The 25,251-nt window shown below is 62.0% G+C and carries 21 protein-coding genes and 1 tRNA gene; 14 read left to right on the top strand and 8 right to left on the bottom strand.

All coding sequences use genetic code 11. From position 1 onward, the window contains the following. Positions 1–41 precede the first annotated feature (41 nt). Complete coding sequence (gene aceE, locus B097_RS0101085; protein ID WP_018580687.1) at positions 42–2,774, bottom strand: pyruvate dehydrogenase (acetyl-transferring), homodimeric type; 2,733 nt, start codon at positions 2,772–2,774, stop codon at positions 42–44. Positions 2,775–2,985: 211 nt separating this feature from the next. On the opposite strand from aceE, the gene B097_RS0101080 reads away from it, so the two are divergent. Further along, positions 2,986–3,420, top strand: a complete 435-nt coding sequence (locus B097_RS0101080) for a DUF3052 domain-containing protein (RefSeq protein ID WP_040429166.1) — start codon at positions 2,986–2,988, stop codon at positions 3,418–3,420. A gap of 59 nt (positions 3,421–3,479) precedes the next feature. Beyond that, a tRNA-Val gene (locus B097_RS0101075) sits at positions 3,480–3,555 on the top strand. Between the two features lie 316 nt (positions 3,556–3,871). On the opposite strand, the gene B097_RS0101070 is transcribed toward B097_RS0101075, so the two are convergent. From B097_RS0101070 to B097_RS0101055, 4 genes are read right to left on the bottom strand one after another with little or no spacing between them, the layout of a single operon-like run. Next, a complete protein-coding gene (locus tag B097_RS0101070) occupies positions 3,872–4,678 on the bottom strand; it encodes a hypothetical protein (protein WP_018580685.1) in 807 nt (268 codons plus the stop codon). Between the two features lie 15 nt (positions 4,679–4,693). After that, positions 4,694–5,683 (bottom strand): SURF1 family cytochrome oxidase biogenesis protein, encoded by a 990-nt coding sequence (locus B097_RS0101065; protein ID WP_048402807.1) that lies wholly within the window; start codon positions 5,681–5,683, stop codon positions 4,694–4,696. A 15-nt stretch (positions 5,684–5,698) separates the two neighbouring features. Beyond that, a complete protein-coding gene (locus B097_RS0101060) occupies positions 5,699–6,169 on the bottom strand; it encodes a low molecular weight protein-tyrosine-phosphatase (protein ID WP_018580683.1) in 471 nt (156 codons plus the stop codon). Next, positions 6,156–6,803, bottom strand: a complete 648-nt coding sequence (locus tag B097_RS0101055) for an HAD-IA family hydrolase (RefSeq protein WP_018580682.1) — start codon at positions 6,801–6,803, stop codon at positions 6,156–6,158. Before B097_RS0101055 ends, B097_RS0101060 begins: the two co-directional genes overlap by 14 nt. A 56-nt stretch (positions 6,804–6,859) precedes the next feature. Here B097_RS0101055 and B097_RS0101050 point away from each other — a divergent pair, with 56 nt between their 5' ends. The 5 genes from B097_RS0101050 to B097_RS0101030 all read left to right on the top strand — a co-directional run bounded on the left by B097_RS0101050 (position 6,860) and on the right by B097_RS0101030 (position 13,074). Next, positions 6,860–8,008, top strand: coding sequence for a Nif3-like dinuclear metal center hexameric protein (locus B097_RS0101050; protein WP_018580681.1), 1,149 nt, complete (start codon positions 6,860–6,862; stop codon positions 8,006–8,008). An 18-nt stretch (positions 8,009–8,026) separates the two neighbouring features. Continuing rightward, complete coding sequence (locus B097_RS0101045; RefSeq protein ID WP_018580680.1) at positions 8,027–8,716, top strand: zinc ribbon domain-containing protein; 690 nt, start codon at positions 8,027–8,029, stop codon at positions 8,714–8,716. 2 nt (positions 8,717–8,718) lie between these two features. Continuing rightward, positions 8,719–9,876 (top strand): bifunctional RNase H/acid phosphatase, encoded by a 1,158-nt coding sequence (locus B097_RS0101040; protein ID WP_018580679.1) that lies wholly within the window; start codon positions 8,719–8,721, stop codon positions 9,874–9,876. A gap of 688 nt (positions 9,877–10,564) precedes the next feature. Next, positions 10,565–11,527, top strand: a complete 963-nt coding sequence (locus tag B097_RS0101035; protein ID WP_147287054.1) for a hypothetical protein — start codon at positions 10,565–10,567, stop codon at positions 11,525–11,527. 152 nt (positions 11,528–11,679) lie between these two features. After that, complete coding sequence (locus B097_RS0101030; RefSeq protein WP_018580677.1) at positions 11,680–13,074, top strand: RNB domain-containing ribonuclease; 1,395 nt, start codon at positions 11,680–11,682, stop codon at positions 13,072–13,074. On the opposite strand, the gene B097_RS0101025 is transcribed toward B097_RS0101030, so the two are convergent. Then, positions 13,071–14,327 carry a galactokinase family protein gene (locus B097_RS0101025; RefSeq protein WP_018580676.1) on the bottom strand — a complete coding sequence of 419 codons (1,257 nt, stop codon included), beginning with the start codon at positions 14,325–14,327 and terminating at the stop codon, positions 13,071–13,073. The two genes, B097_RS0101030 and B097_RS0101025, sit on opposite strands and share 4 nt — an antisense overlap. A gap of 90 nt (positions 14,328–14,417) precedes the next feature. On the opposite strand from B097_RS0101025, the gene B097_RS0101020 reads away from it, so the two are divergent. Further along, positions 14,418–14,624, top strand: a complete 207-nt coding sequence (locus B097_RS0101020) for a hypothetical protein (RefSeq protein WP_018580675.1) — start codon at positions 14,418–14,420, stop codon at positions 14,622–14,624. A gap of 39 nt (positions 14,625–14,663) precedes the next feature. Here B097_RS0101020 and B097_RS0101015 read toward each other — a convergent pair whose 3' ends face one another. After that, positions 14,664–16,319, bottom strand: a complete 1,656-nt coding sequence (locus B097_RS0101015; RefSeq protein ID WP_018580674.1) for a CYTH and CHAD domain-containing protein — start codon at positions 16,317–16,319, stop codon at positions 14,664–14,666. 66 nt (positions 16,320–16,385) lie between these two features. Between B097_RS0101015 and B097_RS0101010 the strand changes: the two genes are divergently transcribed. From B097_RS0101010 to B097_RS0101000, 3 genes are read left to right on the top strand one after another with little or no spacing between them, the layout of a single operon-like run. Further along, positions 16,386–17,714, top strand: a complete 1,329-nt coding sequence (locus B097_RS0101010) for a glutamine synthetase family protein (protein WP_018580673.1) — start codon at positions 16,386–16,388, stop codon at positions 17,712–17,714. 13 nt (positions 17,715–17,727) lie between these two features. Beyond that, on the top strand, positions 17,728–20,763 hold the full coding sequence (locus B097_RS0101005; protein ID WP_018580672.1) for a bifunctional [glutamine synthetase] adenylyltransferase/[glutamine synthetase]-adenylyl-L-tyrosine phosphorylase: 3,036 nt from the start codon (positions 17,728–17,730) through the stop codon (positions 20,761–20,763). Between the two features lie 40 nt (positions 20,764–20,803). Next, positions 20,804–21,094 (top strand): hypothetical protein, encoded by a 291-nt coding sequence (locus B097_RS0101000; protein WP_026254211.1) that lies wholly within the window; start codon positions 20,804–20,806, stop codon positions 21,092–21,094. A gap of 16 nt (positions 21,095–21,110) precedes the next feature. On the opposite strand, the gene B097_RS0100995 is transcribed toward B097_RS0101000, so the two are convergent. Then, positions 21,111–22,484: an MFS transporter gene (locus tag B097_RS0100995; RefSeq protein WP_018580670.1), complete on the bottom strand. Its 1,374-nt coding sequence runs from the start codon at positions 22,482–22,484 to the stop codon at positions 21,111–21,113. An 80-nt stretch (positions 22,485–22,564) separates the two neighbouring features. Between B097_RS0100995 and thrC the strand changes: the two genes are divergently transcribed. Genes thrC through B097_RS12245 form a run of 3 tightly spaced genes read left to right on the top strand, consistent with a single transcriptional unit; the run spans position 22,565 to position 25,129 of the window. Then, a complete protein-coding gene (gene thrC, locus B097_RS0100990; protein ID WP_018580669.1) occupies positions 22,565–24,010 on the top strand; it encodes a threonine synthase in 1,446 nt (481 codons plus the stop codon). A 31-nt stretch (positions 24,011–24,041) separates the two neighbouring features. After that, complete coding sequence (locus B097_RS13775; protein ID WP_018580668.1) at positions 24,042–24,176, top strand: hypothetical protein; 135 nt, start codon at positions 24,042–24,044, stop codon at positions 24,174–24,176. Beyond that, positions 24,176–25,129, top strand: a complete 954-nt coding sequence (locus B097_RS12245; RefSeq protein WP_244911201.1) for a trypsin-like serine protease — start codon at positions 24,176–24,178, stop codon at positions 25,127–25,129. Before B097_RS13775 ends, B097_RS12245 begins: the two co-directional genes overlap by 1 nt. Positions 25,130–25,251: the final 122 nt, after the last annotated feature.

The following is a 25,251-nucleotide window of genomic DNA, read 5'->3' as shown; positions in this document are numbered from 1 at the left end:
GCGATGTGGGGCGGAGGTGCTCGTCGTTAAGCGCCTAGCTCCTAGACGGAGGTTGGATCGTCGAGCTTGTAACGCTTGGCTGCGTCGGCGGCGACCGAGATATCGATCTTGCCCTCCTCAGCCAGGCCGATCAGCGCTGCGACAACCATGGACTCCGCGTCGATGTTGAAGTAGCGGCGAGCAGCCTCGCGGGTGTCGGAGAAACCGAAACCGTCGGCACCCAGCACGTAGTACTCGCCTGGGACGTATGGGCGGATCTGCTCGTGCAAGTCCGTCGCAAAGTCCGAGGTAGCGACGTATGGGCCGGAGGTCTGCTTCAATTGCTTCGTCACGAATGGCTCCTCTGGATCCTCAGCAGGATTGCGGAGCTTTTCGACGTTCTTTGCTGCACCATCGCGGGCCAACTCCACCCAAGAGGTGACCGAGTAGATGGACGCGCCAATGTTGAACTCTTCCTTCAGCAGCTCCTGGGCACGCAGCGCGTACTGCATACCGATACCGGAAGCCAGCAGGGAGACCTGGTGCTCGCCCTCGTCCGACTTATCGTCGAAGAGGTAGATGCCCTTGTGCAGGCCTTCCTCGTCCAAGTTCTCTGGCGGAGCAGGCTGGTGGGTCGGCTCGTTGTAGACGGTGAGGTAGTACATGACATCCTCGCCGCGATCCGGTCCGTACATGCGGTCCACGCCCTCGCGGATCAGGTACGGCAGCTCGTAGGCGAATGCTGGGTCGTACTGGATCACGTTCGGGTTGGTCGACGCGATGATCGGGGAGTGGCCATCCATGTGCTGGGTGCCCTCGCCGAACAGCGTGGTGCGGCCGGCGGTAGCTCCGATGATGAAACCGCGGGTCAGCTGGTCGGCGGCCGCCCAGAAAACGTCGCCGGTGCGCTGGAAACCGAACATCGAGTAGAAGATGTACATCGGAATCATCGGCTCGCCGTGGGTGGCGTAGGAGGTACCAGCCGCGATGAAGGAGGCGGTGGAGCCGTCCTCGTTGATGCCCTCGTGGAGGATCTGGCCGTCGGTGGCCTCGCGGTAGCTCAGCATCAGATCGTGGTCCACCGGCACATAGTTCTGGCCGTATGGGTTGTAGATCTTCAGCGTTGGGAACCAGGAGTCCAGGCCGAAGGTGCGGGCCTCGTCCGGGATGATTGGGACGACGCGCTTGCCGATCTCCTTATCGCGCATCAGCGACTTGAAAGTACGCACCAGCGCCATGGTGGTGGCCACTTCCTGCTTACCCGAGTCCTTCAGCAGAGACTTAAACGTGCTCATCTCTGGGACCTCAAGCGGGGTGTACTGCACGCGACGCTCTGGCAGCGAGCCGCCAAGCTCCTTGCGACGCTCCAGCATGTACTTGATCTCTTCCGCGTCCTCACCAGGGTGGTAGTACGGCGGCAGGTACGGATCCTTCTCCAGTTCCTCATCAGAAATGGGGATCTGCTGCTTGTCGCGGAACAGCTTCAGATCGTCCAAGGTCAACTTCTTCATCTGGTGGGTCGCGTTACGGCCCTCAAAGTTGTGGCCCAGGCCGTAGCCCTTAATGGTGTGGGCCAAAATGACGGTTGGCTTGCCCTTGGTCTTCAAAGCACGGTCATAAGCGGCATAGACCTTGCGGTAATCGTGGCCGCCGCGGCGCAGCGCCCAGATCTCGTCGTCAGTCATGTCCTCGACCAGCTTCAGCGTGCGCTCATCGCGGCCGAAGAAGTGCTCGCGGACGTAGGCACCATCGTTGGCCTTGAAGGTCTGGTAGTCGCCATCCTTGGTGGTGTTCATGATGTTGACAAGAGCACCATCTTCGTCCTTGTTCAGCAGCTCATCCCACTCGCGGCCCCAGACCACCTTGATCACATTCCAGCCGGCGCCGGTGAAGAAGGACTCCAGCTCTTGGATGATCTGGCCGTTACCGCGCACAGGGCCGTCGAGGCGCTGCAGGTTACAGTTCACGACGAAAGTCAGGTTGTCCAAGCCGTAGAGAGCACCCATCTGGATCAGACCACGGGACTCAGGCTCATCCATTTCGCCGTCGCCGAGGAATGCCCAAACATGCTGCTGGTCAGTGTCCTTAATCCCACGGTCCTGCAGGTACTTGTTGAAACGTGCCTGGTAGATCGCGTTCATTGGGCCAATACCCATGGACACGGTCGGGAACTCCCAGAACTCCGGCATGTCATGCGGGTGCGGGTAGGAAGGAATACCACCCTGCGGGCGGGAGACCTGCTGGCGGAAGCCGTCAAGGTCATCCTCGGTGAGACGACCCTCGAGGAAGGCGCGAGCATACATACCAGGGGAAGCGTGGCCCTGGAAGAAGATGTGGTCGCCACCCTGAGGGGCGTCCTTGCCCTTGAAGAAGTGGTTGAAGCCCACCTCGTAGAGAGGGGCCGCACCAGCGTAGGTGGAGATGTGCCCGCCGACCTCAATGCCAGGGCGCTGAGCGCGGTGCACCATGATGGCAGCATTCCAGCGCATCCAGCGGCGGTAGCGCTTCTCAATTTCCTCGTCGCCTGGGAACTCTGGCTCCAGCTCCGTTGGGATCGTATTCACGAAGTCAGTGGAGGTCAGAGATGGCAGTGGGACACGTTTCGCAGAGGCACGCTCCAAGAGGCGCAGCATCAGGTAACGAGCACGTTCGGGAGAGGACTCGTCGAGAAGCCCGTCCAGGGAATCCATCCATTCCCGAGTTTCCTCTGGGTCAGAGTCATGCAGGTATGACGCGACACCGTCGCGAATCAGCGGAAAGTTAGAGTCGGCGTTCTGTGCCTCGTGATCAGCCATGAACAATCCTCCCAAAAAGTCGAGTAAATGCGGTTCCTCTAGCCTACTTAATAAAACTGTTTTGTACCCCTATTGGTGCAACAATCTCGCTAAAACCCACCCCTTGGTGAATAGCTGTGCCCGGGTACCGAAAACTGGGGGACAACAAAACCCCGAATTTAACGCTTCAAAGCGAGAAAAGAATCATTAGAACCGTTATCCTTTAGCTATTATGCACAACTCTCAAGGAGGACAACACACAGTGGGCGCCGCCGGTGTCAATGATTATGCACAGCTACTAGGCATCCAGGACGACTACATCGTCCAGGAGCTAGGTTGGGACGAAGACGCTGACTCCTCGATTTCAGAAGCTATCGAGGAAGCAATCGGTGAGGCACTCCTGGACGAAGAAACAGATGAACTGTGCGACGTGGTCCTGCTCTGGTACCGTTCCGACGACTACGATCTTGTCGACGCACTCATGGATGCAGCCCGCAACCTAGACCAAGAGGGGTGTATCTGGCTTCTCACGCCAGGAGCGAACAAGCCGGGGGCGGTCAACCCTGGAGACATCTCTGAATCTGCTCAGCTTGCTGGCATGGTGCAAACACGCGCCGAGAAAGTCGGCGAATGGCAGGGTTCTTGCCTAGAAATGGGCGGCCGTTAACCATCCCTGAGCTGCTGTTTTGTTGCATGACGTCAGTCGTGCTAATGTTTTCAAGCAGCGCGCCGTTAGCTCAGCTGGAAGAGCAACTGGTTTACACCCAGTAGGTCGGCGGTTCGAGCCCGTCATGGCGCACCAACTTGAAGCCCCTCTCCGATTGTCCGGAGAGGGGCTTCGTCGCGCGTGTGGGGCTAGGGATGGCTTAGCGCCCAAACTGCTGAAGCTCAACTGTTGGAACTGGGCGTTTTTAGCCACTGGGGACCCTCAAACGCCCCTGTTCCAACAGTTCAGATCCAACAGTTTATGGTTCGAGGGTGCCCTGGAGGCGAAAACAGCAATCTTGCACCAGGTCCACCTTCCGATGACCAGGCACTTTGAAATGGACCGGTGCAAGATGGCCACTACTGCCCCCGTGGAGTATGGCGGAAGCGCCTGCGGCCAACCCCGCGTCGGTTTAGCGCTGGAGTTCAGCCTCAATCGCCGCGACCAGATCAGCCGACTCTGGGGTGGTGGGGTCTAGCCACAAGGTGATTGCGTGGCGGTGGAACGCGCCCTCGAAGGTTGTGGCTACCTGTCCGTCCATTGCGACGGCTTCGAGCAGGTCGGCCTCGGCATCGACGGCGCCGAAGTCAGGGTCAAGGTGGTATTCGATATCGCGAACGTTCCACTCGCCGACTTGGAAGCGCATGGAACCACGGGTGGGGTCTTCGGTGTCTTCGAAGAAGACAACATCGGAGATGTACGCGTCGCTGCCCGCAGCTGTGGAGGCCTCCTCGAGGAAATCCAGAAGGTCATCGTTAGAGCAACGCAACAGCTGATCGTCATCTGCGAAAACTCGGTTAAACATCAGCTCGCCGGCGGGATCGCGGGAGGCTAAGAGGCTGACTATTGGCCGGCGGCGAAAGAGTTCGACATCGTCGCTAAGCGCGTCTTCGATGTCCTCCGGCTCCACCTCCGCGCGCGGCGTGAGGCCTGCCTTCTCTAGGGTCTGTATGGCAGAGACGATCAGGCGCGCATCATCCGCAGTCAGTTCGTCGGCGCCAATGCTGTCGATCCGCGCCACTGGTTCCGCGGAATCTTCAGGCAGTGTTTGGTCGTTGAGATTCTCGCCGGCGATAGCGGGCCCGGCGTGCGGCTCAATCAAGGCCGCTTCATGTTCAGGCTTGACGACTGGCTTTTTCAGCTGCGGGTCCAGCTCAGGGTGATTGGGTGATTGGTCTTCATTGTCGTCTCCGCTGAACAAACGCTTGAGAAAGCTCATTGTGTCGCCTATTCCTTAGAATCGTTCTTCGTCCCGCTGCGTGTTGCGCGCCCAGTGGTTGCGGCGCGAATCTCCGTAGCGGTTGCGCATGCGCTGCGCCTGCCTAGACCCATTATCGGCCATTACCTCGTCTTGTGCAGGGGCCTCATCGTTCTCCGGGTGGGGATCCGGGCCGGCGCTCGGTGCAGCTTCGACCCCGGCGAGTTCTGCTTCCTCTTCCTTAACCCGGCGACGCTCCTTGAACTCCGCGCGGATGAAGTACAGCAGGCCCAGAGGAGCCATCACTCCGAAAGCAATCCACTGCAGCCCGTAGGACAGGTGGTTGCCGCGGTCAAGCTGGGGTAGTGGTTGAGCGTTCAACAGGCCAGCTTCGTCTGGAAGCAGCTGGATCCACGGTTCGGCGAGGTCTTCGTCGATAAGCGAAGAGATCTGCTCCGTGTTGATCGAGTACACCTGCGTGTACCCCTGATCTTCCAGCGGCGGATTGTGGTGGATGCCTTCGTCGACCCGGATCAGACCGGTGATGGTGACGGGCGTGGACGGGGCGGGTTCGAACTCTGGGACTTGGGTGCCGTCGATGGCTTCGACCCAGCCGCGGTTGACCAAAATGGTCTGCCCGTTGTCCAGTTCGAAGGGGACCATGCCGTGGAAGGCTGGAATCGACTCAACGGGGCGCAGCCGCAAGAGGATTTCGTCGGCGGGCTGGTATTGGCCGGTGAGGGTGACGCGTGTCCATTCGTTGTCGCGGTCCCACGTGCCATCAGGTGCGACGATGTCTGTCACCGGCACCGGATCCACTTCGAAGGCCTGAGCGATGCGCTCATTGCGTTCGACGATCGCGTCGTCCTTCCCCAACTGCCAGGGGGCGAGGAAGCTGAACGCGAAATAGGAGAAGATGATGATCAGGACAGCGGTGATCACCCAGCCGGGTGTTAGGAACTTTTTCCACCAGGCTGAGTTGGCTGGCTGTGCCGAACTGTTCGTCCTTCTCGCGGTAGTGCTCACAAATACCTACTGTACCTAGGCTTGCAACTGTTCCCGAACCCACGACACAATGCCCGGGGTGGCCGCCTCAATTTGGGTACGGGTGGTGGTGAAACCTTCGGGGCCGCCGTAGTAGGGGTCGGCTACGCTCGCCTGATCGGGGGATTCGGGATCGAAAGAGCGCAGCAGGCGTACGCGCTCTTCAGGCACACCGCGCGCCACGAGTTCGGAGACGTGCCCGGTATCCAGGGCGATGAGGAGGTCTGCGTCGAAACGGTCGCCGCCGAACTGGCTGGCGCGGTGGCGTGAACCGTCATAGCCGTGATCGCGCAGTTCTTGTACGGCGCGCTCGTCGGCGGGGTTGCCTACGTGCCAGCCACCAATGCCAGACGACGTAACGTTCACCTGGTCAGCTAGTCCTTCGCGCACCAGGGCGTCGCGGACGATCACCTCGGCCATCGGGGAGCGGCAAATATTGCCCGTGCAAACAAAATCAATGTGCAGCATGAAACTTCCTTATAATCTGATCGAGTTCTTCGGTGGTTTTCGCGATGTACTTCGCCCGCGCCCACTCGTCGGCAGTGCCATAGCCCCAGGTCACGGCACACGTATCGACGCCAAATGCGGCCGCCCCCTCGATGTCGTGGGAACGGTCTCCGACCATCAGGACCGGCTCGCCTTCTAGGTTGACATTATCTTTGACGTACTGGATCACCTGTTTCTTCCCGCGGCGGGTGCCGTATTCCTCGGCCGCGCCGATGAATTCAAACAGGTCCAGCATTTCTTCGCGCTCCAGGATGGCGCGGGCAAAGCCTTCGCCTTTCGACGTCGCCGTGATCAATCGGAAACCGTCTGCGCACCACTGCTCCAGCAGCTCTTTGACCCCGGGATAGGCTTTCGCCTCCGCCCAGCCGCCACTGCGCGTGTAGTCCATGTAGGCGTTGAAGGCGCGATCCACCGTCGGCTGGTCCATGCCCAGGCTTGCCATCGTTTCCTCCATGGGCGGGCCGGCGATGCGGCTGATCCGCTCCTCGGACGGGGCCGGCCACCCCACCTGGTTCAGGGCATGAAGGAAGCCGGCGCGGATTCCGGGGAAGGAATCGATGAGGGTGCCGTCGACGTCAAGAAGTACAGTAGTCACGCCCTCCAGCAAACCACACTCGGGTGATGTCCGCCCGCTGCTCTAGGATGGGGCACATGACTGAAACAGGTTTGACCGTTGGTGATGTTGTCCGCACCCTCGACGCCGCGTACCCGCCCCACCTGGCTGAATCGTGGGACGCCGTGGGGATGGTCTGCGGCGATCCTGACGACGAGGTGACCCGTGTCGCGTTCGCGCTCGACTGCACCCAGGAGGTGGCCGAGGCCGCCGTGGATGCCGGCGCCCAGTTGTTGGTCGTGCACCACCCGTTGTTGCTGCGCGGGGTGGAATCGGTGGCCGCGAACACGCCGAAGGGCAAGGTCATCCACACCCTGCTCAAGGGTGGCTGCGCCCTCTACACCGCGCACACGAACGCGGACTCGGCGCGTCCCGGCGTGAACGACAAGCTGGCTGACCTGGTGGGCATCACACCCGGCCGCCCCATCAAGGTGGTGGACCCGCGCGCCCGCGACAAGTGGGGCGTACACATTCCGGCCGCACACGTGGACACGGTGATGGCCACGCTTTTCGACGCCGGCGCCGGCCGCATGGGCAACTACGCTGAGTGCGCTTTCCAGATCGAAGGCCGTGGCGGATTCACCCCCTTGGAGGGCGCGGACCCGACCGATGGGGTCGTCGGCAAGCACTATGCTGATGCCGAAACGCGCGTGGAATTCGTGGCCGATGCCCGGATCCGGCGCACGCTTATCGACGAGCTGCGCCGCGTCCACCCCTATGAAGAACCGGCCTTCGACATCACTGCGATGGAGCAGGACGTGGATCTTGAGACGGCCACGGGCCTGGGGCGCATTGGCGAATTGCCGGAGCCGATGACGCTGCGCGAGTTCACCCAGCAGGTAGCCAACGCGCTGCCTGAAACCGCGTGGGGCGTGCGCGCAGCGGGTGATCCGGAGCAGATGGTGCAGAAGGTCGCCGTCGGTTCTGGTTCGGGAGACAGTTTCTTGTCGGACGTGGCTGCGCTGGGAGTCGATGTGTACGTGACCAGCGACCTGCGCCACCACCCCGTCGACGAGCACCTGCGCGCCGGCGGGCCCGCCGTGATCGATACCGCGCACTGGGCCAGCGAATATCCGTGGACCACGCAGGCAGCGGGTATCGTGGCAGATCTTGGCGTGGACACCCACATCATTCCCACGCGTACCGACCCGTGGACAGTATCCGCGCACCCACAGAACGCGAAATAGCCACAAGGAGAATTATCGATGAAACTAGCCGCTGACAAACAGCACCTACTGCTCGAGCTTGCTGACGCAGAACGCTCCGCCGGACAACCCCCAAAAATTAGCCCGGAGCAGGAAGAACTAGAAAAACTGACCAAAGAGCGCGCCCGCATGGCCGACGCTACCGGCTCCGCACAGTTGGCTGTCGACGACATGGAGCTGGAGATCCTGCGCATCCAGGAAGACGAGCGCAAGCTGAAGCGCCGCGAACTGGACAACAAGAAGCAGCTCGGCGCGGAGACCGACCCAGAGCGCCGCAAGGATCTGGAACACGATACGTATGCCACGAAGTCGCGCATCATGGACCTGCTTTCGGAGCTGAAGGAGGCGCACAACGAGATCGCCGCGCTGCGCAACAACCGCGACGTGCACGGCGCCAAGCTCTCGGACCTGGACGCCAAGATCGAGGTAGCACGCCGCGCCGCCGAAAATGCGCCCGAGCCCAAGGCTGGCGCGGATCCTGCAGAGATTCGCGCCCAGCTGCCGGCCGAAGTGCTTGAGGCTTACGACGATGCCGGCGCCGCCCCCTTCACCCACGGCCGCACCTGCGGCGGCTGCTTCCTCCAGCTGCCACTAGCCGAGCGCGAAGAGATCAACGCCGTGCCCGCCGACGAAGTACCCACCTGCCCCAACTGCGGCACCTACCTGGTGCGCAGCGCCACGGGGAGCTAAGCGTGAAGATCACCATCTACGCCGACGGCGGCTCCCGCGGCAACCCTGGTGTGGCAGGTTCGGGCACGGTGCTTTACGACGAAGACGGCGACATTCTTCGCAAGATCGTCTACGTTGTCGGGCAGAAAGCCTCCAATAATGTTGCCGAATACCACGGCCTGCTGCGCGGCCTAGAAGCTGCCGCCGAACTTGGCGCCACCGAGGTGGACGTCTATATGGACTCCAAACTCGTCGTGGAGCAAATGAGCGGGCGTTGGAAGATCAAGCACCCCGACATGCAAAAACTGGCACTGGCAGGGCAGAAGCTGGCGCGCGGTTTTGATGCTGTCACCTACCAGTGGGTGCCGCGTGACAAGAACAAGGTCGCCGACAAACTGTCCAACGACGCCATGGATGCCGCCGCCCGCGGCACCGAACCAGGCATCGTCGGGCAGGCGCCTCAGCAGGAGGAGCCGGAGGCGGAACCAGAGCACGAAGTGGCCACCCACGCCCACTGGAACGGGCTGGAGGACACCCCAACCCGCTTCATCCTGCTGCGCCACGGGCAAACCGAACAGTCGGCGGCCAAGGTCTTCTCCGGCTCCTCGGACCCGCACCTCACCGACGTAGGCATCGACCAAGCGCGCCGGGCTGCTGATTGGATTGCTGCCACCGAGGACATCGGGAAGATTAGCGCGATCGTCTCCTCGCCGCTGCGGCGCACACAGGAGACAGCGGCGATCGTCGCTGAGAAACTGGGCCTTGAGTACCAGGTGGAAGACAAGTGGCGCGAGATGGATTTCGGCGCCTTTGAGAACCTCACCCGTGCAGAAGCACTGGAACGGTATCCGGAGGAATTGCCGGAGTGGGAATCGTCGATAAGCGTGGCCCCTCCCAACGGCGAATCGATCGCAGCGATGCACCGCCGCATCACCAGCGCGCGTAAGAGCCTGCAGGAAAAGTGTGAGGGGACGACGGTGCTCGTCGTCACGCACGTCACCCCGATCAAATCGATGATCCGCCAAGGCCTCAACGCCAGCGGTGACCTGTTCGCGCGGATGTTCCTGGACCTGGCTTCGATCTCTGTGGTGGAGTTTTACCCCGAGACCGCGGTGGTGCGCCACGTCAACGACACCGCGCACCTGCGGGCAGATTGGGACAATCGAGGTCCCGGCGCGTAGAGTAAATGCTTGCGAATGAGCCGGCCGGGTGATCGCGGTACCCCGAACTAGCTGCACGAATGCGGCACAAGCGGGGGTCGAGGAAAGTCCGGACTCCACAGGGCACGGTGGTTGCTAACAGCAACCCGGGGCAACCCGCGGGAAAGTGCAACAGAAAGTAGACCGCCCAGCTAATGCTGGGTAAGGGTGAAAGGGTGCGTTAAGAGCGCACCGGCATGCGTGGTGACACGCGTGGCCAGGTAAACCCCACTGGGAGCAAGGCAATACACTGCGCTTTCGGGCGTGGTGGTTCGGATGGTGAGGCTGCCCGCTGAGTCCGAAGGTAGCTGCTTGAGGCCGCCAGTGATGGTGGGCCCAGATGGATGATCGCCACCCGCGCCGTGCTGTTTGTGCGGTGCGGGGACAGAATCCGGCTTATAGGCTGGCTCATTCGCCCAGTTTCTTTCTCTTTTTCGTTTCTTTTCTTCCCCTTTTCGCAAACCGATATAGTCCTCGCTACATAGTGCGACTAACTTGCTGAAACCCTATTGACAACCTGCACTATGGGCCGAGGACTATATCGGTTTGCGGGTGCGGGGCGGTGAGAGCATTCACCCCCAAACTGCGGAGTTATCCACAGGCAACCCGCCGAGACTGAGTTATCCACAGGTTTCCTAAGCATCGGATGCGGGAACCCAGAAGTCGGTTCATGATTAACCACATGGGGGAAACACCAACTGAGAAAATCATTCGTCGTCGAAAAGAAATCCTGGCGGATTGCCGCTACCTAAGAACCGTGTCAACGAACGAACGTTCATTGCTGCGCAAACTTCAATCGGGGGAGATGATCAAACTGGCACCGCTTTTTGCGGTGCCCAAAGATATTTACGAATCGTTACCTTTTTATGAGCGCCGCTGGTTGCGTGGTATCGCCTGCGGGCGGTCGTCGACGTCGGCGGTGGTCGTCGGAAAGTCCGCCGCGCGCGTCCACGCGATGTGGGTCATCGCCCGCGCTGAGGAACCGACCGAACTGGCGCTGCCCGGTGGTGGAGTGCCGCCTCCGCGCCAGCAGCTGCCCAACACCTTGTACCACAGGAGTGCGCTGAGCGACGAGGAAACGGTGCAGGGCAATCATGTGCGCGTGACGACGAAGGCCCGAACCGTTATCGATATCGCACGGTGGCACGGGTTCGACGATGGGGTAGTGGCCGCGGATTGGTTCTTGAAACAAGGCGGGACCAAGGAAGAACTGCGGCGCGAACTGGGGCGGTTGGGGCCTGTGAAAAATAAGGGGGTTGCGCGCAAAGTTATTGAGGTGGCAGTTGCGAATTCGCAATCGCCCTATGAGAGTTTGCTGCGTGCGATTCTTGTTCGGGAGGGTATTCCGATCCTCGGCGCGCAATATGAGGTTGCTGGGTTCCATGTTGATATCGGGTTGACGCTGTTCAACGGGGTTGAGGTGGACGGCGATGAGAAATATGACGAGACCTTTGGCAGCCCACCCGAGCTGGTGATTACCCAGGAACGTGCTCGTGAGAAGAAGATCCAGAACGCGGGGATGCGGCTGTTGCGGTTCCGGCCGAATGAGATAGTCGCTAATCCGGGGAGGGTTGTTGCTGAGGTGCGCGCCGCGTTGTCGCGTGAGAAGGAGTTTGGTGGGCGCGCCGGGTAGGCCTGCTAGGTCCCTTCACAAACCGATATAGTCCTCGGCCCATAGTGCAGGTTGTCAATAAGGTTTCAACAAGTTAGTCGCACTATGTAGCGAGGACTATATCGGTTTGCGGGGATAACCAGCGCCGGAAGTTTCTGCCATACTGGTGTTTTATGAAGCTCTATGCTGCGCCACTTAACTTCCGCTCGATCGCCCGCGAGTTTGAGGTGCCCACGGAATTTAGTCCTGAGCTGCACGAAGCGGCGGCGTCGGCAACTGACCGGCTCGCGGAACAGCGCAGAGATGCGCGCCACATCCCGTTCGTCACCATCGACCCGGCCGGCTCGAAGGACTTGGACCAAGCGGTGTACATAGAGAAGCACGCAACCGGTTTCACGGTGCAGTACGCGATTGCAGATGTGGCAGCGTTCATCGGCCCGGATTCGCCACTGCGGGAGGAGTCTCTGAAGCGAGGCCAGACGATCTACCTGCCGGATGAGCCGGCGCGGTTGCACCCGGAGGAATTGTCGGAGGGTTCGGCAAGTTTGCTGCCGGATGTGGACCGGCCCGCAGTCTTGTGGACATTCCACCTGGATACCAGCGGCGATGTGGCAGATGTGACCGTGGAACGCGCCATGATCCATTCGGTTGCACGCCTCGATTATGACGGTGTGCAAGAGGACTTGGATCAGGGCCGTATCCACCCCTCCATCGAGCACCTGCCTGAGGTGGGTCGGCTGCGGCAGGAGAGCAGCCTTCGTCGTGAAGCGATCAACTTGCGGCTGCCGTCGGTGCGCGTGGACCAGCTGGAGGACGGCCGCTATGAGCTGCAGATTGAGCCGCGACACCCGATCATGGACTACAACTCGGAGATCTCCCTGCTCACGGGCATGGCGGCGGGCCAGATGATGCAGCGCGCGGGCGTCGGTTTTTTACGGACGCTGCGCCCGGCGAACGAAGAGTCGGAGGCCACGTTCCGCGCTGAGGTGCGGGCCCTCGGCTTCGAGCTGGGTGGCACGCCGATCGGGGAGTTCCTCAGCCGCATCGATGCTGATACCCCGCGCGGGATGGCCGCGATGCGTGAGGCGCAGAAGTTGCTGCGCGGTTCCGGCTACGTGTGGTTGGCGGATAAGGATCCGGAGGTGCACGCGGGCATCGGCGGATATTACAGCCATGTCACGGCACCGCTGCGGCGCCTGATCGATCGTTACGCTACCGAGGTCTGCCTGGCCATTTCCGCTTGTTCCGAGATCCCGGAGTGGGTCACCGCGGATGCAGCCCAGGTGGCCAAGACGATGGGGCGAACCTCCCAGCTGGCCAACGCGGTGGATCGCGCCTGCCTCAACCTCACCGAGGCCACCGTGTTGCAGCCGTGGGTGGGGCACAACTTCGATGGGGTGGTATTGCTTTCCGACGAAGGCCGCTCCACGTGTCGCATCTTTGTCAATGACCCGCCGGTGCTCGGCGAGTCTGTGGGGCATCCCGCCGAGGGCACCGAGACCAAGTTTTCGCTGATCAGGGCCGATGTTGAGGACCGTGAGGTCAGGTTCGCCTGGCCAGCAGACTAGGGCTTATCGACGAGGCCTGCCACCTGTCCGCGTGCGATGGGGAAGACGTGGAAGCCGTCGTCGGCAAGATCGGCCGCGAAGTTCTTGGACTTCTGGATGGGTGTAAAAGCGATGACTGCCTGGCTCATGCCGGCGGCTGCGGGTCGTGCGGCGACTGCTCCGCGTAGTGACATCAGTTGTACCAGCTCGTCAGGGGTTTCCAACCCGTGGGTGTGATACGGGGTGTCCAGCAGGTGGAAGAGGTCTTTGGTGTTGCGGGAGCGCAGCGCCTTGGCAACGGCGAGTGCGCGCAGCGTTTCGTTCTCGCTGAATTCTAGCCACGCCTTCGCCTCATCCACGGTGGGCATGCCTTCGGTGCCTTTAACCTGGCGGACTGCTTCGAGCCATTCCACGGTGCGCGGGGTAGCGTCCGGGATGGAGCGCAGCGAGTCGGTTCCGAAGTTCTGGCAGGCCTTGGTGATGAACGTACGACGATCGGCGATCACTTTGGCTTGAGAATCGTCGGCCTTGCCCAAGTCCTTGGCCACGGCGAAAACGTCCACGCCGGCGCGTTCCGGGTGGGGTGCTTGGGTGACGGAGCCATCGGCGTAGTCGATGACGGAGACGGTTTCGCCCTTGCCGCGCAGTGCGGTGGTGTGGCGGGCGCGCAGCACCGGCATCGAGGAGTACTGGTCCACTGCCTGGGTGCAGACTTCGGCGATGCGGCTGCGCAGAGGGGCTTCGTCGATATCGTCGTTGTCGGCCAGCAACGCCAGTGCGAGTGCGACGTCGGCGGCGTACATCGCTCCGAGGCCAGCGCCCAAAGGAATGTCGGACTCCACCGTGATGTTCAGGCCCGGGGTATCACGGGTCAGCATCTGGCGGCTCATCAACGTGTTAATGATTCCGCCGAAGCGTGTAGCGATTCCCAGCTCCTCCAGCACGGGTTCCGGTTCGGCGTCTGGGTCGGAGTGGCGGGCGGTCGCCCGTTCAGCGATGGCAGCCAAGGTGGTCTCGTCGTTAAGTTCCGTGCCATTGGCGGTGCGGAAAGTGACGCGGAGGGTGTCGTCGTCACGCGCGGAGAAAGCGACGGCGGCGCGCAGGTCCGACAATCCGACGATGGTCACGCCACCGTAGTGGTCGACGTTTTCGCCGATCAAGAGCCAGGTGGCGGGGGCGTCGGCAATCTGTGTCGGTGCGGTTCCGGTGAGTTCCTGGTGGGTGGCAGTGACGCGGTCAGCAGGGGAGGTGTCAGGGGCGGACCACAACGGCATAATAAACAGCTACCTTTCTTCGGACATGTACTGGCCCCCACACTACCAACGCTGGCGGGTACAGTGGAGGGCAAAAATAAAGGAGGAACTATGGCAGAGAAGTTTTATTACGACACCAAGACCGGCGAGGTCACCCAAGGCAAAGAAACCAACTGGGACGACCGCATGGGCCCCTACGACACCCGCGAAGAGGCCGAAAACGCGATGAAGATCGCAAACGAACGGACCAAGGCCGCCGACCGCAAGGACGAAGCCGACGACAACTGGGGCGAGCCGGCCTCCTGGGAAAAGAACTAGGGAAAAGAACTAGAACCTGCGGCGCCGGCCCGTTAGCGGCTAGCGCTTCTTCTTTTTCTTGTTCTTGATGCGGTCGAATGCCCGCTTGATATCGGCGATGACGTCGCTGTAGCCCTCCAAGGCTGCGGCGGCGTTTGTCATTTCTACCTGGTAGAGCATGCCGTAAGCGAAGGTGTCCTCACCGCGTTCGGCAGCGTCCTGCGCCAGACCGTGCAGGCGGTCGCGGGCGGTGACGGCGTCTTGGAAATCGCCTAGCTGGGACTGGAGCGTCTTGCACGCCTTGGCCAACTTGCCCGTCTTCAGCGAAGATGCCTCGCCCACCGCTTCGGCAGCGTAGCGCAGTTTCTTGGCGGTCTTGCGGGTGTCGTGGACATAGTTCTCGCGCTCATGCAGGGGAAGTTCTGGGTTGTCGTAGTTTTCCTGCACGCGGCCGTGGCGCTTCATTAGCTTTTTGTAGGCTTCCGCCAGCGAGGAGTAGAGCACCTCGGCGGTGCCGACTGGGTCAGCTGCGCCAGCTGCTGCGCCAGCTGCTGCGCCAGCTGCTGACGCAGCCGACTCGGCCGACACCGCCGACGCAGCCGACTCGGCCGACACCGCCGACGCGTTGGCGATGAGGTGGTCGATGGAATCCAGCAACGCCAGGTAGCGGTCCGAATCAAGGGCGCGGACAATGTCGGCGTGCGCGGCCTCGTACTCCTTGCGCATGTCATCGTGGATGTGGGCGCGGGCGGTGTCGTCGATCAGCCCAGTCGGGTCGGAATCGAGCAGGTCGTGGAAGCGTTCCTCCACTACTTCCGCGTCGCGCGCCACGCCGAGTACGCGCGCCAACTCCTTCAACTCGTTTTCAATGTGGCGCATCTGATCATGGGCCAGCACGCCTTCAAAAGTTTCCAACTGGCTGCGCAGCTCGCGGGTGGCCACGCGCATCTGGTGCACGGAATCCCACTCGTCGCGACGCACCTTCGGGTCCCACTCGATCAAGGAGTCACGGTTCGCCTTGATGGCCTCCACCACTGCGTAGGCGGGGTCCTCTTCATCCAGGGGCTCGCCGGCCAGGTGCGGTGGTAGGGGAGCGGACTCCACCGTGTCGCCCAACGCCGCGACCAGCTTCGAGGGGCTGGCAGACACCCGCGCCCCAGCCGAAATCAGGTGGGTGGTGGCGTTGCGGATCAGCTCAGTGCCTTCCTTGGTGCCGGGCATCTCTCCGGCTAGCTCTACTTCCCATTCGCGCCACGTCTGCTTCTGGCCGCCGGGCAGCAGGGACCAGGCGGTCACCCGGTCATCGCAGAACTCTGCAACGGGGGCGCCGGTATCGTTGAGAAGCGTGACCTCGCGGCGGTTATTGTCCACCTGGGCGATCGGCTCCAGCGGCAGGTTGCGCACAATCGCGCGCACCTGGGAAAGAATTTCGGGCGGGATCTCCGCCGGGTCGGTCGGTTCCGCCCCCAGCTCCAACCGGCCTTGGCTGGCCGGCATCTTGATGTGCCAGCCGTCATCTTTCCCGCCGGTGCGTCGTCTTAAAGTGATCTTGGCGCGGGTCAAGCGCAGGTCGCGGGTGTCGTAGTAGATGGCGGACAGGTGCTGCTCGGACGCCTCGCCCTCGGCGGCGACAGCGTCCAGGGCGGTCAAATCGGGGGTGGGGGTGGTGTCGTCGACGGCGAACTTCGCCTCAACTTCCAAAAATCCGTGTGTCATGGGGTCCTGCCTTTCGGGGTGCTTTTCCCATAATGCTAGTCGGCGCGAAACGCTACAGTCGGAGGTATGAATAGCCAACAGGAATATGTCCTTAGCACGGTTGAAGAACGTGGTATCCGATTCATCCGCCTCTGGTTTACTGACATCTCCGGCTCGCTGAAGTCTGTCATGATGAGCCCCAGCGAACTGGAAGGCGCGTTCGAGGAGGGCGTGGGTTTTGACGGTTCCTCCATCGAAGGCTTTTCCCGCATCAGCGAATCCGACACGCTGCTTTTGCCGGACCCCTCCACCTTCCAGATCCTGCCTTTCGACGCCGACGAGCCGGACCTGATTTCCGCGCGCATGTTTTGCGACATTTCCATGCCGGACGGCAACCCGTCCTTTTCCGATCCGCGTCACGTGTTGCGCCGTCAGGTGGACAAGGCTGCCGACGAAGGCTTCACCTGCAACGTGGGCCCAGAAATTGAGTTCTACCTGGTCAGCCGCGAGGATAAGGAGGAACCGGTCGACGACGGCGGCTACTTTGATCAGTCAGCGTATAACCGGGCGCCGAAGTTTCGTCGTGAAGCGATTCACGCCCTGGAGGCCATGGGCATCACCACGGAGTTTTCCCACCACGAAACCTCGCCGGGCCAGCAGGAGATCGACCTGCGGCACGCGGACGTGCTGACCATGGCCGACAACGTGGTCAGTTTCCGCTACCTGATCAAGACGGTGGCGGCGAATTCCGGCGTGCGCGCCACCTTCATGCCCAAGCCATTCCAGAAGCATGCGGGATCTGCGATGCACTCCCACTTCTCCCTCTTCGAGGGCAACGCCAACGCCTTCCATGATCCGGATGATGAGATTTCGCTGTCGATTACGGGCCGCCGTTTCATCGCGGGAATCCTGGTGCACGCGCACGAGATTTCCGCGGTGACTAACCAGTTCGTCAACTCCTATAAGCGCCTCGAGTTCGGCGCGGAGGCGCCGACCGCCGTGACCTGGGGTGTGTCCAACCGCTCGGCGCTGGTGCGCGTGCCGACGTACCGCCTGAACAAGCCCGCATCACGACGAGTGGAAGTGCGCTCCCCAGACTCTGGGGCCAACCCCTACTTGGCCTACGCCGCCATCTTGGCCGCGGGGTTGAAGGGGATCCGTGAGGAATACCCGCTGTCCGAACCCGCCGAAGACGATGTTTTTGCACTGACGCGCCGGGAACGCCGCGCCCTGGGCTACCGCGACCTGCCCGGCAGCCTGGATGAGGCGCTGCGCCACCTTGAAAAGTCTGAATTCATGGCGGAGGTGCTCGGCGAGCAGGTCTTCGAATACTTCCTGCGTTCCAAGTGGCGCGAATGGCGCGAGTACACCGACCAGATCACCGAATGGGAATTAGCCACCAACTTCAATATCTAAAGGAGCGATCGCTGTGGCACGCAGCAACCAACCATCCCCGGCCGTGCTGGGCCTGTCCAGCGAGCACGCCGCCGCCGACCTAGAGGCCTTAGGGTGGGACAGCGCCGCCATCCTCTGGACCCTCGCGGGCAGCGGTGACCCTGACCTCGCCTTAAATAATGCCCGCCGCTTACGCGACAACCTCGGCGCGGGCTACGGGGAGCTCTTGCAGGCGCTTCACGACGACGACACCTTCCGCACCCGTTTCATGGCGCTGCTCGGTGGATCCACCGCGCTGGGCGATCACCTGGCGGCGCACCCCGAACTATGGCGGGAGCTGCAGCGCCCTCGCCCCACGCGCGGGGAAATCTTCCAGGCGATGCTCGGTTCTGTCGGCGTGCAGGGGACGGGGCCGGGGACCTACCGCGCCGGGCTGGAGGGTAAGGACGCTAAGAACGCGCTACGGATGGCGTATCGCACGCTGATGATGCGCGTGGCCGCGGCCGACCTAGCCGGAACCTTTGCCGCGCGCAAAGGCTACGGGGCCGATGCACCGCGCGTCGAGTTCACCGAGGTCACCCAGTTGCTCACCGATATCGCCGATGCAGCACTGACCGCCGCCCTGGCCGTGGCGGTGCGCACCGTCTACGGAGACGAGGAACCAGACACTCGCCTGGGCGTGATCGCCATGGGGAAGTGCGGCGCGCAGGAGTTGAACTATATCTCTGACGTGGACGTCATCTTCGTCGCCGAACCCGCCACCACCAAGGCCACGCGCCTGGCCAGTGAGTTCAACCGCATCGGTTCCTCCTGCTTTTTCGAGGTGGACGCGAACCTGCGGCCCGAAGGCAAGTCCGGCGCCTTGGTCCGCACGGTGGAATCGCACGTGGCCTACTACAAACGCTGGGCTGAGACCTGGGAGTTCCAGGCACTGCTCAAGGCGCGCCCCATGACGGGCGACATGGAACTGGCCCACGAATACAAGCAGGCCATCGACCCGATGGTCTGGGAGGCCTCCACCCGCGACAGCTTCGTCGACGACGTGCAAGCCATGCGCCGCCGCGTGCTGGACAACGTGCCGCCGGACATGCGCGACCGCGAGCTCAAACTGGGCAACGGTGGCCTGCGCGACGTGGAGTTCGCCGTCCAGCTGCTGCAGCTAGTGCATGGGCGTTTCGACGAATCCCTGCGCGTGCTCAATACGGTGAAGGCGCTGCAGGCACTGTCGGACGGTGGCTATATCGGGCGTGACGACGCCGCCAGTCTGATCGAGGCCTACGAGTTCTTGCGCCTCCTCGAGCACCGCCTGCAGCTGCATCGTTTCCGCCGCACCCACGCGCTGCCCGCGGAGGATGACGTGGCGGCGCGCAAGTGGTTAGCTACCACCGTAGGGTTCACGGCCACGGTGACCAGAAGTGCCGTGGAGGAGATGGAGAAGCACCTGCGGGAGGTCCGCCGCCGCGTGTCCAACCTGCACGCGAAGCTGTTCTACCGCCCACTGCTGAACTCTGTGGCGCAGCTCAGCACGGATGCCGACGAGGCCTCCTTGAGCCCCGATTCAGCGAAGCTGCAGCTGGGCGCCCTTGGCTACAAGCATCCAGACCGCGCGCTGGAACACCTCAACGCCCTGGCCAAAGGGTCGAGCCGCAAGGCAAAACTGCAGGCCATCTTGTTGCCCACGCTCATGGAGTGGCTCGCCGCAACAGCGGACCCGGACGCCGGCCTGCTCAATTACCGCAAGCTGTCCGATGCAGCGTTCGACCGCACGTGGTTTTTGCGCATGCTTCGCGATGAGACGATCGTCGGCAAGCGCCTCATGACCATCCTGGGTACCTCGCCCTATACTGCGGACCTGATCATTCGCGCGCCGGACGTCGTAAAGCTGCTTGGCGACGGTGCGAAGCGCCCCAAGCTTCTGGATGCCGCTCCGGATCAGGTGTACAAGGCGATCATTTCTTCGTCGAAACGCCATCAAGACCCGGATAAGGCGGTCGATGTGGCGCGTGCTTTACGACGATCGGAGCTGGCGCGCATTGCGTCTGCCGATCTGCTGGGGCTGATCGACGTTCGCGAAGTGTGCGACGAACTGACCTGGGTGTGGCGTGCCGTGCTGCAGGCCGCGCTTCTTGCAGAGGTCCGCGCTGACCTGGTTGAACGTGGGGCGGAGGAGCCGCTGGCGCGGATCGCGGTGATCGGGATGGGGCGCCTGGGTGGTAATGAGCTGGGCTACGGTTCTGACGCGGACGTGATGATCGTGGCCGAACCTGCCGATGGAGTCGACGAGCCGGAGGCGCTGAACTGGACCACGAAGATCGTCGACCAGCTGCGCCGGCGCCTGGCGAAGCCGTCTGGGGATCCCGCCTTGGAGGTGGACCTTGGGCTGCGGCCGGAGGGCAGGTCGGGGCCTGTGGCGCGCACCATCGCGTCCTATGAGCGCTACTACAAGGAGTGGGGTGGCGTGTGGGAGAAGCAGGCGCTGCAACGCGCTACCCACGTGGCCGGTGATGAGGAATTGTCGACGCGGTTCCTGCAGACCATCGATAAGTTTCGCTACCCCTCGGGCGGGGCTAGCGAGGCCGATATCCGCGAGGTGCGCCGCATCAAAGCCCGGGTGGACAATGAACGCCTCCCGCGTGGCGCCGACCGCAACACCCACACCAAGCTGGGCCGCGGCGGCCTGACCGACGTGGAGTGGACCGTCCAGCTGATCACCATGATGCATGCCGACGAGTACCCCCAGCTGCACAACACCTCCACCTTGGAAGTGCTCGATTTCTTGGCCTCTGAGGAAGCGGCGGAGATCATCGACGCGGAGCAGGTGGAATCCTTGAAGGCTGCCTGGCTGCTGGCCACGGATGCCCGCAACGCCTTAGTGCTGGTGCGTGGTAAGCGTACTGATCAGTTGCCTAGCCCTGGGCCACAGTTGGCCCAAGTCGCCGGTGCTGTGGGTTATGATCCGCACAATAACCAGGAGTTTCTTGAGGACTACCTGCGCACTACGCGGCGCGCCCACCGCGTGGTGGAGGAAGTATTCTGGGGTGAGGAGCCGACGTTCGAATTCGAGGAGTAGGGGCCGTGCGCTGCGCCTCAAGCGTGCCTAGCATGGGGGCATGGCTGTAAATATGACAATCAACCTCGAAGACGCAACCTTTTCTGACCTTGTGGCCCTCGTGCAGGCCGCGGAGGTGGCAGGCGTGGACAAGCTGGCACCGCTGAAGCTGGAGGACTCCACACTATCGATCACCGTGACCACGCCCGGAGTCACGCGCTTCGGCGCGGACCAACCTCCAAGCCAGGGTGCCAACACGCAGCCGGATTCGGTGGGGCAGTTGGGGGATGCGGCGATCCGCAGCGTGATCGATATTTTGACGGGCAAGCAGGAACCACCGCGCCACAACTAACCTCCGGTGGGCGGGGTTAATCGTCGTGACGCGGCTCCTGCTCATCGACGATGACCACGGGGCCAGACGACGCGCGGGCCGCCTCGCCGCGCTTGAGAATCACCCGTGATGTGATCAGGCCGATCATGCCGATACCCCACACGACGAACACGGCAAGCCAGGCGAAGCGGAAATCGGCCCACTGGTACTCCAGCCCGTGGGAGGAGTAGTCCAGCAGCAGGCCCATCAACTGGGCGGCGAGCATCCCTGCGATGAAGCCACCCATGTTGGCCATTCCGGTGCCGGTGGCGACCACAGCGCGGGGCAGTTTCTCACGCACGGAATCGAAACCGTAGTTCGCGGCGGGGGTGAGAATGCCGATGAATAGCTGCATCACGATCACGGCCGCTAGGGTGCGCGGGGTCGGTGACCAGAAGAACACCACCCATCCGACGGTATGCACCAGCGAAAAGAAGATGCCGGCAAGCTCGCGGCGTTGCCCCGCGCGTGAGGACACCATGCCCATCAGCGGGCCGGCCAGGATCGTCACCGCGGTGTTGACCACAAGGACGATGCCGGCGACGGCCTCAGAAAGGCCCATGCCCAGCGTCATCAGAGGTACGCCCCACAACAGGGAGAAGACCAGCATGTAGACCATGGACACCCAGTGCAGGAAGAAGGCCTGCCAGCACACCGCGGAGCTAAACACGGTCTTCAACGAGCTGGACAGGCTCATGCGTTCTGCGCGTTGGCGAGCGGCGTTCTCCATGGCCTCGCCAGGCGAGCCCTCAGGCGCATCCGACACGGCAACGATGGCGGCCAAGCAGACCAGTACGCCAACCGCGCCTAGGCTCAAAAACGCGACGGTCCAGCCGGAGGTGTTCAGCAGCCACAGGAAGGGAACCGCGGATAGGAACTGGCCGATCTGACCTGCAGCAGAGGTGAGCTGGGTAAACAGCGGCGTTTTCTTCATGGGGAACCAGTAGGGCAAGATCCGCATGACGGAGAGGAAGCCGGTGGCGTCGCCAAGCCCGATCAGGACGCGGGCACCGATAGCGACCCAGTAGCTCGTCGTTAAGCCCAAGATCGTCTGCCCGGCAGCCATGATCAGCGCGCCGACGACCAGCATCTTCCGGGGACCGAAGCGGTCGATGAGCAGCCCCATCGGGATCTGCGCCAACGCGTATACGCCGATCTGCACCGCGGTAAACACGGCGATGCGCGACGCGTCCACGTCGAATCTTTCGATGGCGTCCACGCCAGCCACGCCGAAGGATGTGCGGCCCAAAATCGCCACGATGTACACGGCCAGCGCCGCCAACCACACCGTGAGGGCCTTCGTGGTGACGACTTCGCGCGGGTCCGGGCGCGATCCCGGTGTGGGCTCTGGTGTGGACGAGGAAGATGACATATCGTGCAACCCTAGTCCCGTCCCGCAATTACGCCAGCCAGGTGCCCCGCACGGGAGGCCGGCCACGTAAGCTAGTCACCGTGGATTACATTTCAACTCGCGATTCTTCCCGCACCCCATACAAGTTCACCGACATCCTGCTTGGCGGCCTCGCCCCTGATGGCGGCCTGTACATGCCGGTGAGTTACCCGGAGCTTAACGACGACACCCTGACCCAGTGGCGCGCGCTACTGGAGGAGAAGGGCTACGCGGAGTTGGCAGCTGAGGTGCTGAAACTCTTTATCGACGACATCCCGCACGAGGACATCGAAGCGATCACGGCGCGCGCTTACCGCACCCCGAAATTCAACACCGAGGAGATTGTGCCGGTCACGCGTGTCGACGAGCACCTGTTCATCGCGCACCTGTCGGATGGGCCGACGGCCGCTTTCAAGGACATGGCGATGCAGCTGCTGGGCGAACTGTTTGAATATGAGCTGGGCCGCCGCGGCGAGACCATTAATATTTTGGGCGCGACTTCGGGCGATACCGGTTCCTCTGCTGAGTACGCAATGCGCGGGCGCACCGGCATCCGCGTATTCATGCTGACCCCGGCCGGGCGGATGACGCCCTTCCAGCAGGCGCAGATGTTCGGCCTGGATGATCCGAATATTTTCAACATCGCCCTGGACGGCGTGTTTGATGACTGCCAGGATGTGGTCAAGGCAGTCAACGCTGACGCGGAGTTTAAGAAGAAGTACCGCATTGGTGCGGTCAACTCGATTAACTGGGCGCGTCTGTTGGCGCAGACCGTGTACTACATTTCCACGTGGCTGCGCGTGACTGACTCGAATGATCAGAAGGTCTCCTTCAGCGTGCCCACCGGTAACTTCGGTGATGTGTGCGCCGGCCACATCGCACGCCAGATGGGTCTGCCGATCGACCGCCTGATCGTGGCCACCAACGAAAATGACGTGCTGAATGACTTCTTCACCACCGGCAAGTACATCCCGCGTTCCGCCGCTGAAACGCTGGCGACATCCTCGCCGTCGATGGACATTTCCAAGGCGTCCAACTTCGAGCGTTTCGTGTATGACCTGCTGGACCGTGACGCGGTACGTATCGATGAACTCTTTGGCACGGCCGTGAACACGGGAGGGTTCTCGCTAGAAGACGATGCAACCTTGAACAAGGTGCGGGAGGAATTCGGGTTCTACTCCGGAAAGTCCACCCACTCTGACCGTGTGGCCACCATCAAGGACACCTTCGACCGCTTCGACATCATGATCGACCCGCACACCGCGGACGCCGTGAAGGTTGCGCGCGATTGGCAAGATGACACGGACACCCCGATCGTCGCCCTGGAGACCGCCCTGCCAGTGAAGTTCTCCGAGACCATCGTGGAGGCGACCGGGCAGGAACCTGAGACCCCGGAGCGCTTCGCCGATGTCATGGACGCTGGCCGCTTCGTCACCGATCTTCCCAACGATGCCGAGAAGGTGAAGGGATTCATCGCAGATTCCATCGCTAACTCGGACGTGAAATAGACAGCCCACGTACCAGAAAGGAACCAGCCTCATGGCACAGGAACAGTTTGCTGGACCCGAATACTTCACCGAGTTTGATCCAGAGAAGTTCGTGCGCGACCTGAAGATTCAGGCCGAAGAAGAAAAGAAGGACAAAGAGCAGAAGGCCAAAGAGCAAGGGGAATAGTGTCTGCCGCACGACATCGAGCAGGGGGCGACCAGTCCGGAGACAGGCTGACCTTATGGACTGCTCTGGCCGTGGTGGTCGCATTTGTCGTGGCCATCGTCGTGTGGTTAGGGGTAAGCACCCACGATAAAACCACGCCGACAGCCGAAGAAGCAGCGGCAATGCAGGCGGCACAGACCCCGCCGCCCGTGAACCCGGACATCATCCCCGAGTCCACTGTGCTGAGCCCGGCCGTTGCCCCGTGGGCTCCGGGCACTCTGATCCAGTCCACAAGTTTCTACCCAGAGCCGGGCGAGCCTTTCACCGCCCAGTCCTGCACCGTGGCCTTTAGCTTTACCGGTGAGGACGGACGCGCCTACGCGGTGACGGCGGGGCATTGCGGCAACGTCGGTGATTTGGTCTGGCCGACGAACGCGACCACCGCCAGGGACTACAGGGTAGAAGTGGGCACCTACGTCTATTCAGGCATGCACTCCGACGACTTATACGACGGGTACAAGGTGGACATCGGCATCATCGAGATCACCGATACGGAACGTTTCATGGATGTTGTCGGCGACCCGATCCCCACGGGCCTCGTGCGCGAACTCCACACCGAATTAGTGGACGTGTGCAAAACCGGCGGCACCACAGGCTACACGTGTGGACAGTTCGATCATCCCGACGGCGTTCAGATCGTTACTAACGACGATGGATCCACCATCGAAACAACTGGAGATTTAGCGACCGTCTGTGCCGCCAAGGGTGACTCTGGCGGACCCGTTTTTACCGAGGTCAACGGGCGCGCCGCGATCATCGGCGTGGTTTCTGGAACCGAGGCCGGCCTCAACGTGGATGATTGCGCCAGTGAAGAAGGCCAGAACATGATCATGGCGTACACCAACATGGATGCCACCTTCGACGTGATTAACCGAGTGGTTCCCGACGCCGCCTGGGTGGAACAACCCTGGTAGTACCTCACCCCGCGCGGTTTCTCCGCGTAGGGCTCCCGTATTTGCAAACCGATATAGTCCTCGGCCCATACTGCGTGAGGCCATTACGTTTTCAATAAGCGACCCGCACTATGTGGCGAGGA

This window comes from Corynebacterium pilosum DSM 20521 = CIP 103422 (assembly GCF_000373805.1).
GTDB lineage: Bacteria > Actinomycetota > Actinomycetes > Mycobacteriales > Mycobacteriaceae > Corynebacterium > Corynebacterium pilosum.
Note: the sequence above shows the minus strand (reverse complement) of the source record. Positions and strands in the feature narration are given on the sequence as shown.